The sequence below is a fragment of the Sphingomonas sp. genome (genome assembly GCF_050725575.1).
Taxonomy (GTDB): domain Bacteria; phylum Pseudomonadota; class Alphaproteobacteria; order Sphingomonadales; family Sphingomonadaceae; genus Sphingomonas.
Map to the genome: position 1 here is coordinate 1 of NZ_JBOHHW010000079.1, position 15,187 is coordinate 15,187.

Sequence of the window (15,187 nt, forward strand, 5' to 3'; positions counted from 1 at the left end):
GTCGGCGGTCGAGCGTGCGGTCTTCAGCGCGGACTTGCGGCCCTTGTCGATCGCCTTGGCGGCCTTGTCATAGGTCTTTTCGAGCGCGTTGCGCTTCGGAGCGGAGCGGGCGGCAGTGTTGGGGGTCGCGTCGGTCATGTCTTTGTCCTCTTGCCACGGGCGCGGGCCCGTTCCTTGGTCAAACTCGTCGGCGGGGCAGGGGTTGCATCGGCGCCGGCCCCGGCCTCGCGAGTGCTCGTCTCTACCTGGCTTTCGCCGAATTCGCTGATCAGCTTCGACAGCGGCTTGCGCGCCAGGAAGACTCCGACCGCGGTCGCCGCGCCCGCCAGCGTCAGGGGGTGGCGTTTCGCTGCCTCCAGGCCTTCACGCGCCATTTCCTGCCCCGCTTCCTTCAACTCCTGGATCGCTTCGCGTGCCAGCGCCTTGGGGTTGAGGCGTGCCTGCAGTTCGACCAGCGTGCCGGCGAGTCTTTCGCGTGCTTCCGCCGAGCGCTTCTTTGCGAAAGCGAGATCCGGCTCGTCGGTTCCGGTATCGGCGCTCATTCCGCATGATCCTTGATCGCGGTGACCTTGCGGATCTTGTCGATGGCGATCTTCACCAGCACACCGGCGACGACCAGTCCCGACCCGATAACGATGACAATCGCCCAGGCCGGGCCGATTGCGCGCGCCAGGATCAGCACCAGCCCGACGAACAGCGCGATAAAGGCGCTCTGCGCGAGCAGGAAGGCGGTCACGCCGAGCAGGATTGCGGCTTTGGCGTCGCCGATGCGATCGAACAATTGCGCGCGGTACAGCCGGATCTCGGCCCGTACGAACCGTTCGGCGTCGTCGATTAACCGCGAAAACAGCCCCGCGATGCTGTTCTCGTCGGGCGGCGGTTGATCGTCCATGCTACCCCCTGAAACCCGCAAAAACCGCCCCGACCAAGCCCGGAACTAAGCCTTATCGTCGGTCGTACGATCTGCAGCGTCGATCCCAGATTTGATCAGGCGCACCAGGACGAAGCCGATTGCCGCCGCCGTGCCAATCGCGACCACCGGGCTTTTCTTCACAAAGCCGCGCGCATCGGCGATCAGATCGTCGATTTCCTTTGCCTTCAGCGATTCGGAAAAGCCCGACACCGCTTCGGCCGCGGTGCGCGCATATTGGCCATATTGCGCGCCGAGCTTCTCATCGACCGTACCGGCGGCATCGTTGATCATCTTCGACAACTCGTCGAGCGCACCGCCCGCGCGCGCCTTGCCGTCCTCGGCATAGCTGCGCGCTTTGGTGCCGGCGTCCTTGGTGAACTTGGCCGCGCCGTCCTTCAATGCCTGCGCAGAGATCGGGCTGGTGTCGTTCGCGGCCTTGCCGGCGGCGGTCTTCGGATTTTCGATGGGGTCCACGGTCGGGCCTTTCAGGGGTTTTGCGGGCTTGGGCTTGGGGGGCGACTTGGCCGCGGCGGCACCGTTCAGCGCTTTCGCCCGGGGCGTCGCGGTCGTGGCAGCCTTCTTGACCGGCGTGGCCGGTTTCGGAGCCTTGGGAGCGTCTTCGGCCATGTGAACCCTTTCTCGATTACTCGTGCCGATCAACCGGCCAGCATGGCTTCCGGTTCCATCGACCACCCGCGAATTGCCGCCCGCGCCGTTAGCCGATAGAGGCTCGGCCCGCATCCACCGCAACCTTGGCGCCCGCCCACGATTAGAAGGATCGTTCCGTGACCGCAATCATCGACATACATGCCCGCCAGATCATCGACAGCCGCGGCAATCCGACGGTCGAAGTCGATGTCATGCTTGAGGACGGCAGCTTCGGCCGCGCAGCAGTGCCATCGGGCGCCTCGACCGGTGCGCACGAAGCCGTGGAGAAGCGCGACGGCGACAAGAGCCGCTGGCTCGGCAAGGGCGTGCAGGCGGCGGTCGATGCGGTCAATTCGGAGATCGCGTCGGTCGTGCTGGGCATCGATGCCGAAGACCAGGCCGATGTCGACCGGGCGATGATCGAGCTCGACGGTACGCCGAACAAGGCACGGCTCGGCGCCAACGCGATCCTCGGCGTGAGCCTGGCGACCGCCAAGGCCGCTGCCGACGCACGCGGCCTGCCGCTTTATCGCTATGTCGGCGGCGTCGCCGCTCATGTCCTGCCGGTGCCGATGATGAATATCATCAATGGCGGTGAACATGCTGATAATCCGATCGATTTTCAGGAATTCATGATCGTCCCCGTGGGTGCGGACTCGCTGTTTGAAGCGGTGCGCTGTGGATCGGAAATCTTCCACACGCTGAAAAAGGGCCTGCACGACAAGGGCCTGGCGACCTCGGTCGGCGATGAGGGCGGCTTCGCGCCGAACATCGCCAGCACCAGCGATGCGCTCGACTTCATCATGACGTCGATCGAAAAGGCGGGCTACACCCCGGGCGACGATGTGATGATCGCACTCGACTGCGCCGCGACCGAGTTCTTCAAGAACGGCAAGTACGACATTTCCGGCGAGAACAAGATCCTGTCGAGCCATGAGATGGCCGAATATCTTGCGGATCTGACCCGGCGCTATCCGATCTTCTCGATCGAGGACGGCATGGCCGAGGATGATTTCGAAGGCTGGAAGGCGCTGACCGACCTGGTCGGCAAGAAGGTTCAGCTGGTCGGCGACGATCTGTTCGTGACCAATCCCAAGCGCCTGAAGCAGGGCATTGCCGATGGCCTGGCCAACTCGCTGCTGGTCAAGGTCAACCAGATCGGGACACTGACCGAGACGCTGGAGGCCGTGTCGATGGCCAATCGCGCCGGCTATACCGCGGTCATGTCGCACCGTTCGGGCGAGACCGAGGATTCGACCATCGCCGACCTCGCGGTCGCGACCAATTGCGGTCAGATCAAGACCGGCAGCCTCGCGCGTTCAGACCGGTTGGCCAAGTACAACCAGCTGATCCGTATCGAGGAAGAGCTGGGCGATGCCGGCCTTTATGCCGGGCGCGGCGTACTGCGCGGGTAACATGGTAAATTAAAGCTTGATCCCCGAGTCGCGTGCAGTAAGAATCACGCAATGACAAAGCGTTCTCCCTTACGCCTCATGCTCCGCCGGGCCCTTGGCCCGGCGGTTCTATTGATCGTGATGGCGATATTCGGGACTTACGCTGTGCTCGGTCCCAATGGCGCGCGCGCTTATGGCGATATCAAGCGTCAGTTGAGCAAGCGCGATGTCGAACTCGCCGCACTCAAGCAGAAGCGGGCGGAGTGGCAGAACCGGGTCGGTTTGCTTGACCCGAAAAAGGCCGACCCGGACATGGTGGATGAACTGGTGCGCAAGAAACTGAACGTCGCGCACCCCGACGATGTCATCTTGCCGATGCAGCCCTAGGGGCAGGCGACGCTCGGCCGGTGCGCTGACCTGTGTGCCGGGTTAATGTCTGATATATAACGATATTATATGAAATTCCGTTGAAGCGGCAGCCCGAGATATCGGACACGACCGGTGTCCCATATCTCCCGTCGCCTTTCTCCATGGCCGGTCCGTTCGGCCCGGTCGCCGGCGGCGATTCAACCCTGGCACGGGATCGGGCATGTCATCGCTCGCCGGACTGATTCCGGCGCGCTCTTTCTGATTGTCGGAAAAAAAACCGCATTGCCACAGCGTCACCAGCGCAATGGCTCGCCCGAAGCTTTAGCCCTTGGCCGGACAGAATTTGTCGAAATAGGCCTTGAGTGACTCACCGCCCGCCGGCAACTCGGTCTTCATCGCCCCCGATTTGCCGTCCACCGTCGCCAGCGTCAGCGCAAAACTCTTTCCGGCAATGATCGCATCGCGAAAGGCCTCGGCGCTATCGGCCTCCACATTGAAGCTGCTGCGCGAGAATTGCACCGCCTTGAAGGGCTTTCCGTCGATGTCGATCGCCATGGTCCCGCGATCCTTGCCGTTCGAATCATAGGCGGCGTCGAAAGGCAGGTCGACCGAAGCCGCCCATTTCATATTGCTCGAGCTGCCCCAGTTTGCGGGGCAGCGCAGCGTGATGCGGCTATTGCGAAACGCCATCGGGCCTTGGTTCGCCAGCCCGGCAAGGGTCAGCACCGCGGTTCCCTGGAAACTGTCGCTGCCGCCCGGGCTGGGTGCGGTGATTTGCCAGCGCTTGCCGGCCAGAATATCCATCCGCCCGGCGAGCGCCTCGACCTTGCCGACGTCGCCGGGCTCCTTGAAGCCCAGTGCCGCGTAACAAGCGAGCTTCTGCTTGTCGTCGGCGATCGCGACACAGTCGGCCAGCCGCCATCCCTGCGCCGAGAGTATGCCGGCCGCGGTGTCGAAAGCCGCCGGGATGGGTTCCGCCTTGCCCTTGGTACCGCTCGAGCCATCCGGCGCGCTACCGCACCCACTCAGTCCGGCGACAGCCGTGATCAGGGTTATCGCCAGGCCAAAGCTGCGGACCATCAAAAATCTCCCGGGTGCTCAGCGCGTGGCTGATTTTGAGGTATCTTGATAACTGTTGATCACAAGTGCTGGATTAGAAGCAAGAATTATCTTCTATTTGCCAAGGAATGTGAGCAAGTCCCGGGTGAATCGATCGCTTTCCGTGATGGTCAGCCCGTGCGGCGCGCCGTCATATTCGACCAGCTGCGCCCCGGCGATGCCCTTTGCCGCCTCACGCCCGGTGGCGTCGATCGGGACGGTTTGATCGGCAGTACCGTGAAGGACCAATGTCGGAACATGGAACGCCTGCAGGTCCGCCCGGAAATCGGTATGGCCAAACGAGTCTGCACAGGCGAGGATCGGCTTCAGGCCCGCCAGCTGGGTGACCTGCCACGCCCAGTCGAGGATTTCCTGACTGACCGGGCTGGAGACCAGGCCGACCCCGAAAAATTGTTTGAAGAAGGTCGCGAAGAAGGCGTAGCGGTCCTTGCGGATGCCGTCGCCGATCGCCTGGAGCTGATCCTCGGGCACCCCGTGCGGGTTGTCGTCGGTCTTGAGCATATAGGGTACGACCGAGGAGATCAGGCCGGCGCCGACCACGCCCTTGCCGTCATGGCGGCTCATATACCGCGCGACTTCGCCACCGCCCATCGAGAACCCGACCAGCACCGCGTCATCATCGGCGCCGGTTGCCGCCATGACGTCAGCGAGGTCGTCGGCGAGCATATCATAGTCATAGCCGCCCCATGGCTGGCCCGAGCGCCCGAAACCGCGCCGGTCATAGGCGATCGCGCGGAAGCCGGCATCGGCCAATGCCAGAGCCTGCGCATCCCAGCTGTCGGCTGAGAGCGGCCAGCCATGGATCAGGATCACCGGGCGACCGCTGCCCCAATCCTTCACATACAGGTCGGTACCGCCGCGGGTCTTGATATAGGGCATGGCAAACACTCCGGATGCGCGGGTGGGATGCCCTGAACGAGCCGACCTATGGGGCAGTTCCGGCGGGCAGTTCGGCGGGCTGGCGCGCGCGATCGCAACCTGCCAGCATCGCGGCAACGACGACTCGAGAGGATTTCCATGCGACTGAAATTGCTGGCGGGGATTGCCGTCCTCGCGCTTGCGGCCTGTGCGCCGTCGACCACGACGGTGAGCAATACGACCACTGAGCTGACTCTACCGACCGCCAATTGGGCAGGGTTTCGCGACGCCTTTATCGAGGGCTGGTTCAGGATCGATCCGGCCAATGCGGTCTATCAGGGGAAGCATGATTTCGACGGCGGGCTGGGCGACTGGAGTGCGGCGGGACTGAAGCGGCAGGGCGATTTCCTGCGCGATGCGATCGTCAAGGCACGTGCCTTCGACGCGGCGAAGCTGAGCAAGCAGGACGCATTCGAGCGCGATTACCTGGTCGGCGTGGCAGAGGGGAAATTATTCTGGCTCGAGGATGCGGATCAGCCGCACACCAATCCCGCCTGGTATATCGGCGCCGGGCTTGATCCCAATGTCTATATCGCCCGCAATTATGCCGATGCGCCGACGCGGATGAAGGCGATGATCGCCTTCCTGCAAAAGGTCCCGGCGGCGGCGGCGAATATCCGCGCCAATCTGAAAACGCCGATGCCGCTCAGCTTCATCAATTACGGCGTCGCGGGCTTTAACGGCTTTGCCGATTATTACACCGGAGACGCGAAAAAGGCCTTTGCCGGCGTGCAGGATGCAGCACTGCAGAAACAGTTCGACGAGGCGGCCGGCCCGGCGTCGAAGGCGATGAAGGAGCTCGGCAGCTGGCTCGACGGCCAGAAGGCGACCGCGACGCAGGATTTCGCGCTCGGTGCGGACAAATTCTCGCGCATGATCAAGATGACTGAGGGCGTCGATGTGCCGCTCGACCAGCTCGAGGCGGCGGGGCGCGCTGATCTCAAGCGCAACCAGGATGCACTGAAAGCGGCCTGCGCCCAGTTCGCGCCGGGCGCGACGATCATCGCCTGCATGGCGAAGATGAACGCCAACAAGCCCGAGGGCGGGCCGGTCGCGGAGGCGCGCAAGCAGATCCCGCTGCTCAGGGCATTCGTGATCGACAAGGACATCGTCTCGATCCCCGACAACGAACAGGCTCTGGTCGAGGAAAGCCCGCCCTATAACCGGCAGAACTCCGCTTACATCGATCCGCCGGGACCGTTCGAGAAGGGCATTCCGTCGGTCTATTACATCTCGCCGCCCGATCCGAGCTGGAGCAAGGCCGAGCAGGACGGCTTCGTGCCGGGCAAGATGGATCTGTTGTTCACCTCGGTGCACGAAGTCATGCCGGGCCATTTCCTGCAATTCCGCCACGCCAATGCCTCGCCCTCGCTCTTCGGGCGGCTGTTCGTCGGCTATGCCTTTGCCGAAGGCTGGGCGCATTATGCCGAGGAAATGATGTGGGATGCCGGCCTGAATGACGGCGATCCGGAAACGCATATCGGGCAGCTATCCAACGCGCTGCTGCGCAATTGCCGGTATCTGTCGGCGATCGGCCTCCACGCGCGCGGCATGACGCAGGAACAGTCGCGCAAGATGTTCGTCGACGAATGCTATCAGGATGAGGGCAATGCCAAGCAGCAATCAGCACGCGGCACCTATGATCCGGCCTATCTCAACTACACCATGGGCAAGCTGCTGATCCGCAAGCTGCGCGACGATTGGGTCGCGACGCGCGGCGGGCGCAAGGCATGGAAATCATTCCATGACGAGTTCCTGAAATATGGCGGCCCGCCGATCCCGCTGGTGCGCCAGGCGATGATGGGCGAGCCGACGGCCAAGGCGGTGTTCTGAGCCGAACCCGCCGGGTCGCTTTCGGGGCGACCCGGTGGGAATCGGAAGGCTTTAGCGGCTGATCAGGTCGAGCAGCAGTTTCGCGGTCACTGCTGCTCCATCGGTGCGGATCGTGCCCGATATGGCGGTCGCTCGCGCGCCGGTTTTGGGCGCCAGCGCCGTCTTGAGCGCGGCCGAGAAGGATTCGAAGGTCGGCGCTGGTCCGTCATGTCCGGCACCGATGCCCAGTTCGGACACCCTGCGGGCCCAATAGGGCTGATCCCCGATCTGCGGCACGACCAGCTGAGGTGCGCCCGCTCGCGCCGCTGCCGTCGTGGTGCCGGCACCGCCATGATGCACGACGGCCGCCACCCGGCGGAACAGCAGCTGTTGATTGACCTCTCCGGTGACGAAGCAGTCATCGCGGTCGTCGGTGAGCGCCAGATCCGCCCAGCCTTGCAGAAGAATCACGCGGCGCCCCTGTGCGCGGATCGCCTCCACGGCGACCCGGCCGGCCTCTCGTGCCGCGCTCATCGGCATGCTGCCGAAGCCGACATAAACCGGCGGGGCGCCGGCATCGAGGAACGCCAGCAACTCGGCCGGCAGCGGGCGGTCGTCGGGCAGGATCCACGCGCCGGTCTGCACGACGTCGCGCAGGTCGGTCTGCTGCCACGAGCTCAGGACCGGGTCCGACGCCAGCCAGGGGCGGTCGGTAAAGACATGATCGCGAACATTGTCCACCGGCGGCAAACCGATCCATTTGCGGTGCGCGTTGACCCCGCCGCCGAACACCGCATTCATGGTCTGGATATCCCGGTCCCACAGCACCCGGTTGTCGGTCACGTCCGCCGGAACGGGGTGGCCCGGATAGGCGTGCGGCCGGTGATGCGCCGAGGGCAGCCAGTGCGGGCAATAGGTTGCGTAGACATAGCGGATGCCCAGTTGCTCGGCCACTGACCGCGCCGCCGCGGTGGATGGGAACAGACCGGCTGCCAGGATCAGGTCACACCCCTGGGCAGCCGGGGCAATCGCGTCGAATTGCGCCGCGACGATCTCGGCGGCACGTGCCGGCAGATCGACCGCCGCCTTGTTCTCCAGCGCCTTGGTCACCCATTCACGCACCGAAGAAAAGGCCGGTATCAAGGGCAAGCCGGCGCGGTTTAGCAGGTCGACAAAATCCTGGTCCGGCGGCGCACACACCAGCACCTCAACGCCCAGAGCGCGCAACTCGACTGCGAGTCCCGCCATCGGCTCGACGTCCCCGCGCGACCCATAAGTCGTTAATAGAACACGCATTTCGCTACTCCCATGTCTTGAGCTGGGTGGCGTTCATGGCGCATGACCGGGGGCTTGCCGCAAGCCCCCCGGCCCGTTATACGCTTCTTATGGCAAGAGGAGGCACTCTCCCGCGCCCTTGTCGTCGGCTAGCGACGGACTTCCTCATCGCGAAACGAAACGCCCATCAGCAGGGCTGGCTCGACTGCCGTCATTCTCATTGGCCGTCATTCTCATTGAATGCGCCACAGCGCCGCATCCGGCGACGCTATTTCACCGTGCTGGCCGGTTGAACGTCCTGCGTTTCCTCACGCTGCGGATTGCGGATCGAGGGGCGCAGCCGTGCGATGCTGCACAGCCCGGCGATCAGGGCGAGGCCGGCGGCGAACAGCGGCGGTGCCATCCCGGCACCGATGCCCAGCGCAAGGAGCGCCGCGACCAATGTCGCGCCGGTTGTCTGCCCGACCAGGCGCACGGTTGACACCAGCCCGCCCGCCGCGGCGGCGCGCTCGCGCGGTGCGCTGCCGATGATCAGGCGCGCATTGGGCGGCAGGAAAGTGCCGAAGCCCGATCCGCACAGCGCCATGCGCCACGCCACGTCGAAATAGCTCGGGTCCGCGGGCATGAAGGCGATCAGCAGCAGCGCGGTGATCGAGATCGCCATGCCGATGCCGCCAAGCAGGCCCGCCGGGATGCGGTCGGACAGCCAGCCGGCAAGCGGCGCGACGATCATGTTGGTCAGCGGCCAGGGCGCGATCGCCGCACCGATCGCGGCGGCAGTGAAGCCATATTCATGCAGCCGGAACGGCGTCGAGATAAGCAGGGTCATCGAGGCGATAAAGGCCGTGAAGGCGCCGACCACCGACAGCGCGAGCACGGGCCGCGAGAGCAGGTCGATCGGCAGGATCGGCTGCGCCTCACCGCGTTCGCGCCGCACGAACAGCACGCCGACCAGCGCGCCGGTCAGCACGATCGCGCCCGAGATGATCGGGCTGTCGCCGTGGACGCCGGTCTCCAGTCCGCCGATGATCAGCCCGAACATCGCGGCGCACATCACGCCGCCGAGTACGTCGAACGGTTCGGGTCGCGGCTTTGGATCGGGCAGGGCACGGCCCAGCGCGAGCGAGGCAAGCGCAAAGGGCACCGCGCTGGCGAACACCCAGGGCCAGGGCGCGATCGCCAGCACCAGCCCGCCAAGCGTCGGCGCGGCCGCCGCGGCGCTCGACACCACGACCGAGTTGATGCCGAGTCCGCGGCCAAGTTGCTTCGAAGGATAGATCGACCGAATCAGCGCCGACGAAACGCTGAGCGCCGCGGCCGCGCCCAGCGCCTGCGCCGCGCGCACGATCAGCAGGAAAGGCAGGCTCTTGGCGAAAAAGCACAGGATCGTCGCGACGGTGAAGATCAGCTGGCCATATTGGTACATGCGCTTCAGGCCGATGCGGTCGCCGAGCCCGGCAAGCGGCAGCAGCAGCATGACCAGCACGAGCTGATAGACGGTGACCACGGTGACGATCGAGGAACTGTCGACCTTCAGGTCGCGGGCGATGGTCGGCAGTGCGACATTGGCGACGCCGCCATCGATGATGACCAGCGCCGTGCCGCACGAAATCGCGGCGATCGCGGCGTAGCGGCGGGGCAGGGGAAGGCCGTCTTTCACCGGTTCCGAATAGTGTTTGTTCGCCGCGACGCAACCTTCGCGCATTTGTCAGACATCTCTTGCTGCAATGCAGCATATTGTGCTAAGGTGCGAACATGAAGTATCCGGAACATGACGGCCCCGAGGCCGCGCCGCAGGGTCCCGTGCCGACCATTTTCGAAGCGATCGTGCGCAAGCGCTGCATCGGGCTGACCTATAACCGCGTCAGCATGACGATGGCCCCGCACGTCATCTACACCAAGCATGGCGATCTGTTCGTCGACGGCGTGGTGGTCGATCGCGAGGGCAAGCCGCCCAAGGAATATAAGGTCGGCACCTTCAAGCTCACCGGGCTCAGCGAGCTTGCGCTGACCGATCGCCCGTTCGTGACGAGCGATCTCTACGATCCCGGCTCGTTCAAATATGCCGATGCGCTGATGACGGTCGATCCGGCCTGAACGGCCCGGCCCGGACGCCGGGGCGGGTCAGAGCCCGCCGCCGAGCGACCGGTACAGTTCCACCAGGTTGGTACCGCGGTTGAGCCGGGTGGTGACCAGCTGCTGCTGAGCGGCATAGGATGTGCGCTGCGCATCCAGTGACACCAGGAACGAATCGATCCCCGCCGTGTAGCGTGCCTGGGACAGTCTGGCGGCGACTCGCGCCGCTTCCGCACGTGCCGCCTGCGCCGAGACTTGCTCGTCGATCGTCCCGCGCTGCGCCAGCGCGTCGGCGACTTCGCGGAACGCAGTCTGGATGGTCTTCTCATATGTCGCCACGGCGCCCTTCTGGGCTGCTTCGGCGGCGCGCAGATTACCCCGGTTGCGGCCGGCATCGAACAGCGGCAGTGAAATGGCCGGTGCGACATTGTAGGTGCCGGTGCCGCTGCCGAACAGGCCGGAAAGCGCCGGACTGATCGTCCCCAGCGTCGCGGTGAGCGAGATGCTCGGGAAGAACGCCGCACGCGCCGCGCCGATATTGGCGTTCTGCGCGATCAACTGGTGCTCCGCCTCCAGCACATCGGGGCGCCGCAGCAGCAGTTCCGACGACAGATTGCCCGGCAGTGCCTGGACCATCGCATCGCCATCGCCGAGCCCGGCCGGGAGCAGGTTCGCCTCGACCGTGGTGCCGACCAGCAGGTTGAGCGCATTCTGGTCCTGCGCGACCCGGGTGGTCAGGACGGCGATATCATTGCGGGCGGACTGGTAATTGGTTTCCGCCTGGCGGGATTCCAGCTCGGATGCGACGCCGATGCGGAACTGCGCGCGGGTCAGCGACAAGGTCTGCTCGAACGCCTTCAGCGTCTCCTGCGACAGGCGCAACTGGTCCTGGTCCGACGCCAGGGTCAACCAGGCCGAGGCGATTTCGGCGATCAGCGTGATCCGGGTCGAACGCTGCGCTTCCTCGCTGGCGAAATAGCGCTCCTGCGCCGCCTTGGTCAGGTTGCGGATCCGTCCGAACAGGTCGAGCTCGAATGCCGAGAAGCCGACATTTGCCGAATAGGTCGAAATGTCGCTGGCCGACGCACCAGCCACCCCGCCAAAGTTCGCTGCCTGCCCGGCGGTGTTGGTATAGGTCGCCTGGCCGTTGGCGTTGATCGACGGCAACTGGTCGGCGCGCTGCACGCGGTACTGCGCACGCGCCTGGAGCACATTGGCGGCGGCCAGCCGCAGGTCGCGATTATTGTCGAGACCCAGTGCAATGACTTGCCGCAGCCGGTCCTCGACGAAGAAGTCGCGCCAGCCGATCTTGGTCACGTCCGGCGCATCGGTCGGCGCGGTCGGATAGACCCCGCCCTGCGGCAGGGCGGCGGGCACCGCGCCGACCGGGCGGATATATTTCGGCGCCAGATTGCAACCGGCCAGAGCGACGCTTGCGGCGAGCGCGGCGAGGGTGTGGGAACGAAGGGTCACGGGTCAGGCTTCCTGCGGTGCCGGGGAGGGGGCATTGGTGTCGGGGTCGGCATCCTTGGACGTCTTCTCGCCGCCATGGCCGAACAGGCGCAGGACGACGACGAAGAACATCGGTACGAAGAAGATGCCGAGTATGGTGGCCGAGAGCATCCCGCCGACCACGGCGCGGCCGATCGCATTCTGCCCGCCCGCGCCGGCGCCGGTCGAGATCGCCAGCGGCATCACGCCGAAGACAAAGGCGAGGCTGGTCATCAGGATCGGGCGCAAGCGCAGCCTGGCCGCGGCAACCGCCGCGTCGAACGCGTTCATGCCTTCGCGCATGCGTTCCTCGGCGAACTCCACGATCAGGATCGCGTTCTTCGCTGACACGCCGATCGTCGTGATCAAGCCGACCTGCAGATAGATGTCGTTGTTGAGGCCGGTGATCGCCGCGGCGAGCAACGCACCGAGCACGCCGAGCGGCACGACCAGCATGACCGATACCGGCACCGACCAGCTTTCATAGAGCGCGGCAAGGCACAGGAAGACGATCAGCAGCGACAGGGCATAGAGCGCAGGCGCCTGGCCGCCGGAGAGCTGCTCCTCATAGGACAGTCCGGACCATTCATAGCTGGTCCCGGGGGGCAACTTGGCGTGGATTTCCTCCATCGCCTTGATCGCATCGCCCGACGAATAGCCGGGCGCCGCGGTGCCGAGCAGTTCCATCGCCGGCTGACCGTTATAACGGGTAAGCTGCGACGGCGCCTGCACCCAGTTCAGCGTCGAGAAGGCCGAGAAGGGCGCCATCGTGCCGCTCGCGCCGCGTACGAAGAATTTGTCGATGTCCTCCGGCGCCATGCGATAGGGCTCGTCCGCCTGGACATAGACGCGCTTGACCCGGCCGCGATCGATGAAGTCGTTGATATAGGAACTGCCCCAGGCGGTCGCGATGGTGCTGTTGATATCGGCCAGATCAAGCCCAAGCGCACGCGCCTTGTTCTGGTCGACATCGACCTTGAGCTGGGGCGCGTCGTCGAGCGAATTGGGACGCACGCCGACCAGGCGCTTGTCCTGCATCGCCATGCCCATCATCATGTTGCGCGCGGCGACGAGCTTCTCATGGCCGATCCCGCCAGTATCGATCAGCTGCATGTCGAACCCCGTCGCATTGCCCAGTTCCGGCACTGCCGGGGGCACGATGGTGAAGATCATCGCATCCTTGAACTGCGAGAGCGTCCCCATGGCGCGTTGCGCAATCGTCTGCGCCTTGTTTTCGGCGCCCGGACGCTCGTCCCAGGGCTTCAGCCGGACGAACACGATGCCGCTATTCTGGCCGGATCCCGCAAAGCTGAACCCGTTGACGGTGAACACGCCGTCGACATTGGCCTTTTCAGCGGTCATCAAATGGTCGCGCACGGCATCCAGCGCCTTTTCGGTGCGGCTGCTGGTCGATCCGGACGGACCCTGGACCAGCGCCAGCATCATGCCCTGATCTTCATCGGGCAGGAAGCTCGTCGGCAGGCGCATGAACAGCACCGACATGCCGACCGCGATCAGCAGGTACACCAGCATCGAGCGCTTCCAGCCGCGCGCCATGCCCTTGACGCCGCCTTCATATTTGTTCTGGCCGCGTTCGAACTTGTCGTTGAACCAGCGGAAGAAGCGCGCGAGCAGGCCATTGCCTTCGCTCTTTTTGGGATCATGCGGCTTCAGGATCGTCGCGCACAGGGCCGGCGTCAGGATCAGCGCGACCATGATCGACAGGACCATCGCGGCGACGATGGTGATCGAGAACTGGCGATAGATTACGCCGGTCGATCCGCCGAAGAACGCCATCGGCAGGAACACCGCCGACAGCACCAGCGCGATGCCGACCAGCGCGCTGGTGATCTCGTCCATCGACTTGCGCGCCGCTTCCTTGGGCGACAGATGCTCGGTGGTGATCAGGCGTTCGACATTCTCGACCACCACGATCGCGTCGTCGACCAATAGCCCGATCGCCAGCACCATGCCAAACAGAGTGAGCGTGTTGATCGAATAGCCGGCAACCGCCATCACGGCGAAGGTGCCGAGCAACACCACCGGCACCGCGATGGTCGGGATCAGCGTGGCGCGAAAATTCTGCAGGAACAGGAACATCACCAGGAAGACGAGCACCACCGCCTCGACCAGCGTCTCCACCACCTGCTTGACCGACAGCCGGACGAACGGCGTCGTATCGTATGGATAGACCACTTTGACATCGGCCGGGAATTGCTTGGCGACCTCTGCCACGCGCGCCTGCACGGCGGTGACCGTCGCAAGCGCATTGGCGCCCGGCGCCAGCTTGATGCCGATGCCGGCCGCGGGCTTGCCGTTATACTTGGCCGAGGCGCCATAGTTTTCCGCGCCGATTTCGACCCGGGCGACATCGCCGAGCCGGACGACCGAACCGTCGGCGCTGCTCTTCAGGTTGATCGCGGCGAACTGTTCCGGGGTGGTCAGCCGCGACTGGACCGATACGGTCGCGTTGAGCATCTGCTCCTTCGGGGCAGGCTGCGCGCCGATCTGGCCGGCCGATACCTGCGCGTTCTGCGCCCGCACCGCGGTCGTCACATCGCTCATGGTCAGCTGATAGGAATTGAGCTTCAGCGGATCGACCCAGATGCGCATGGCATATTGCGCGCCGAACACCTGCGTGTCGCCGACGCCGTTCACACGGCTCATCGGATCCTGCAGCCGGGAGACGGCATAATCGGCCAGGTCGATATCGCTGTGCGACCCGTCCTCGGAATACAGCCCGATGAAGAGCAGGAAGTTGGCGGTCGCCTTGGCGACCTGGATGCCCTGCAACTGGACTTCCTGCGGCAGAAGCGGTGTTGCCGCCTGCAGCTTGTTCTGGACCTGCACCTGCGCGATGTCGGGGTCAGTGCCCTGTTCGAACGTCAGCGTGATCGTCACGATGCCGTTGGAGCTCGATGACGACGAGAAATAGCGAAGGTTGTCGATCCCCTTCATCTGCTGCTCGATGATCTGCGTCGTCGTGTTCTCGAGCGTCTGGGCATCGGCGCCCGGGTAGGTCGCGGTGATCGAGACGGCGGGCGGCGCGATCGTCGGGAACTGGGCAATCGGCAGGGTGCGGATCGCCAATATGCCCGCAAGCATCAGGATGATGGCGATCACCCACGCGAAGATCGGGCGATCGATGAAAAAGCGGGCCATGAGTCTTTAC

At 64.6% G+C, this 15,187-nt stretch carries 13 protein-coding genes; 4 read left to right on the forward strand and 9 right to left on the reverse strand.

Annotation, left to right across the window (positions count from 1 at the left end):
• Nucleotides 1–134: 134 nt before the first annotated feature.
• Genes ACRECS_RS26455 through ACRECS_RS26465 form a run of 3 tightly spaced genes read right to left on the reverse strand, consistent with a single transcriptional unit; the run spans nucleotide 135 to nucleotide 1,540 of the window.
• Entirely contained in the window at nucleotides 135–542 is a 408-nt protein-coding gene (locus ACRECS_RS26455) for a DUF3618 domain-containing protein (protein ID WP_431585963.1), read from the reverse strand.
• The gene (locus ACRECS_RS26460) at nucleotides 539–892 is read right to left on the reverse strand and encodes a phage holin family protein (protein WP_431585964.1); all 354 of its coding nucleotides are present in this window, start codon (nucleotides 890–892) and stop codon (nucleotides 539–541) included. Before ACRECS_RS26460 ends, ACRECS_RS26455 begins: the two co-directional genes overlap by 4 nt.
• A gap of 45 nt (nucleotides 893–937) precedes the next feature.
• Nucleotides 938–1,540, reverse strand: a complete 603-nt coding sequence (locus ACRECS_RS26465) for a hypothetical protein (protein ID WP_431585965.1) — start codon at nucleotides 1,538–1,540, stop codon at nucleotides 938–940.
• Between the two features lie 158 nt (nucleotides 1,541–1,698).
• On the opposite strand from ACRECS_RS26465, the gene eno reads away from it, so the two are divergent.
• Both eno and ACRECS_RS26475 read left to right on the forward strand, forming a co-directional pair.
• Nucleotides 1,699–2,976 (forward strand): phosphopyruvate hydratase, encoded by a 1,278-nt coding sequence (gene eno, locus ACRECS_RS26470; RefSeq protein ID WP_431585966.1) that lies wholly within the window; start codon nucleotides 1,699–1,701, stop codon nucleotides 2,974–2,976.
• Nucleotides 2,977–3,027: 51 nt separating this feature from the next.
• Nucleotides 3,028–3,342: an FtsB family cell division protein gene (locus ACRECS_RS26475; protein WP_431585967.1), complete on the forward strand. Its 315-nt coding sequence runs from the start codon at nucleotides 3,028–3,030 to the stop codon at nucleotides 3,340–3,342.
• A gap of 303 nt (nucleotides 3,343–3,645) precedes the next feature.
• On the opposite strand, the gene ACRECS_RS26480 is transcribed toward ACRECS_RS26475, so the two are convergent.
• Nucleotides 3,646–4,404 carry a hypothetical protein gene (locus ACRECS_RS26480; RefSeq protein ID WP_431585968.1) on the reverse strand — a complete coding sequence of 253 codons (759 nt, stop codon included), beginning with the start codon at nucleotides 4,402–4,404 and terminating at the stop codon, nucleotides 3,646–3,648.
• A 93-nt stretch (nucleotides 4,405–4,497) separates the two neighbouring features.
• Nucleotides 4,498–5,322 carry an alpha/beta fold hydrolase gene (locus ACRECS_RS26485; protein WP_431585969.1) on the reverse strand — a complete coding sequence of 275 codons (825 nt, stop codon included), beginning with the start codon at nucleotides 5,320–5,322 and terminating at the stop codon, nucleotides 4,498–4,500.
• A gap of 138 nt (nucleotides 5,323–5,460) precedes the next feature.
• Here ACRECS_RS26485 and ACRECS_RS26490 point away from each other — a divergent pair, with 138 nt between their 5' ends.
• Nucleotides 5,461–7,194 (forward strand): DUF885 domain-containing protein, encoded by a 1,734-nt coding sequence (locus tag ACRECS_RS26490; protein WP_431585970.1) that lies wholly within the window; start codon nucleotides 5,461–5,463, stop codon nucleotides 7,192–7,194.
• Between the two features lie 51 nt (nucleotides 7,195–7,245).
• Here ACRECS_RS26490 and ACRECS_RS26495 read toward each other — a convergent pair whose 3' ends face one another.
• Both ACRECS_RS26495 and ACRECS_RS26500 read right to left on the reverse strand, forming a co-directional pair.
• Nucleotides 7,246–8,469, reverse strand: a complete 1,224-nt coding sequence (locus ACRECS_RS26495; protein WP_431585971.1) for a glycosyltransferase — start codon at nucleotides 8,467–8,469, stop codon at nucleotides 7,246–7,248.
• Between the two features lie 247 nt (nucleotides 8,470–8,716).
• Nucleotides 8,717–10,153 carry an MFS transporter gene (locus ACRECS_RS26500; RefSeq protein WP_431585972.1) on the reverse strand — a complete coding sequence of 479 codons (1,437 nt, stop codon included), beginning with the start codon at nucleotides 10,151–10,153 and terminating at the stop codon, nucleotides 8,717–8,719.
• A 50-nt stretch (nucleotides 10,154–10,203) separates the two neighbouring features.
• Here ACRECS_RS26500 and ACRECS_RS26505 point away from each other — a divergent pair, with 50 nt between their 5' ends.
• Nucleotides 10,204–10,545, forward strand: coding sequence for a hypothetical protein (locus tag ACRECS_RS26505; protein WP_431585973.1), 342 nt, complete (start codon nucleotides 10,204–10,206; stop codon nucleotides 10,543–10,545).
• A 27-nt stretch (nucleotides 10,546–10,572) separates the two neighbouring features.
• Here ACRECS_RS26505 and ACRECS_RS26510 read toward each other — a convergent pair whose 3' ends face one another.
• Nucleotides 10,573–11,997: an efflux transporter outer membrane subunit gene (locus ACRECS_RS26510; protein ID WP_431585974.1), complete on the reverse strand. Its 1,425-nt coding sequence runs from the start codon at nucleotides 11,995–11,997 to the stop codon at nucleotides 10,573–10,575.
• A gap of 3 nt (nucleotides 11,998–12,000) precedes the next feature.
• Nucleotides 12,001–15,177 carry an efflux RND transporter permease subunit gene (locus ACRECS_RS26515; protein WP_431585975.1) on the reverse strand — a complete coding sequence of 1,059 codons (3,177 nt, stop codon included), beginning with the start codon at nucleotides 15,175–15,177 and terminating at the stop codon, nucleotides 12,001–12,003.
• Between the last annotated feature and the right edge of the window lie 10 nt (nucleotides 15,178–15,187).

Coding starts and splice junctions, on each gene's coding strand:
- ACRECS_RS26455 (WP_431585963.1), bottom strand. CDS start 542: ATGAGCGCCGATACCGGAACCGACGAGCCGGATCTCGCTTTCGCAAAG.
- ACRECS_RS26460 (WP_431585964.1), bottom strand. CDS start 892: ATGGACGATCAACCGCCGCCCGACGAGAACAGCATCGCGGGGCTGTTT.
- ACRECS_RS26465 (WP_431585965.1), bottom strand. CDS start 1,540: ATGGCCGAAGACGCTCCCAAGGCTCCGAAACCGGCCACGCCGGTCAAG.
- ACRECS_RS26475 (WP_431585967.1), top strand. CDS start 3,028: ATGACAAAGCGTTCTCCCTTACGCCTCATGCTCCGCCGGGCCCTTGGC.
- ACRECS_RS26480 (WP_431585968.1), bottom strand. CDS start 4,404: ATGGTCCGCAGCTTTGGCCTGGCGATAACCCTGATCACGGCTGTCGCC.
- ACRECS_RS26485 (WP_431585969.1), bottom strand. CDS start 5,322: ATGCCCTATATCAAGACCCGCGGCGGTACCGACCTGTATGTGAAGGAT.
- ACRECS_RS26490 (WP_431585970.1), top strand. CDS start 5,461: ATGCGACTGAAATTGCTGGCGGGGATTGCCGTCCTCGCGCTTGCGGCC.
- ACRECS_RS26495 (WP_431585971.1), bottom strand. CDS start 8,469: ATGCGTGTTCTATTAACGACTTATGGGTCGCGCGGGGACGTCGAGCCG.
- ACRECS_RS26500 (WP_431585972.1), bottom strand. CDS start 10,153: ATGCGCGAAGGTTGCGTCGCGGCGAACAAACACTATTCGGAACCGGTG.
- ACRECS_RS26505 (WP_431585973.1), top strand. CDS start 10,204: ATGAAGTATCCGGAACATGACGGCCCCGAGGCCGCGCCGCAGGGTCCC.
- ACRECS_RS26515 (WP_431585975.1), bottom strand. CDS start 15,177: ATGGCCCGCTTTTTCATCGATCGCCCGATCTTCGCGTGGGTGATCGCC.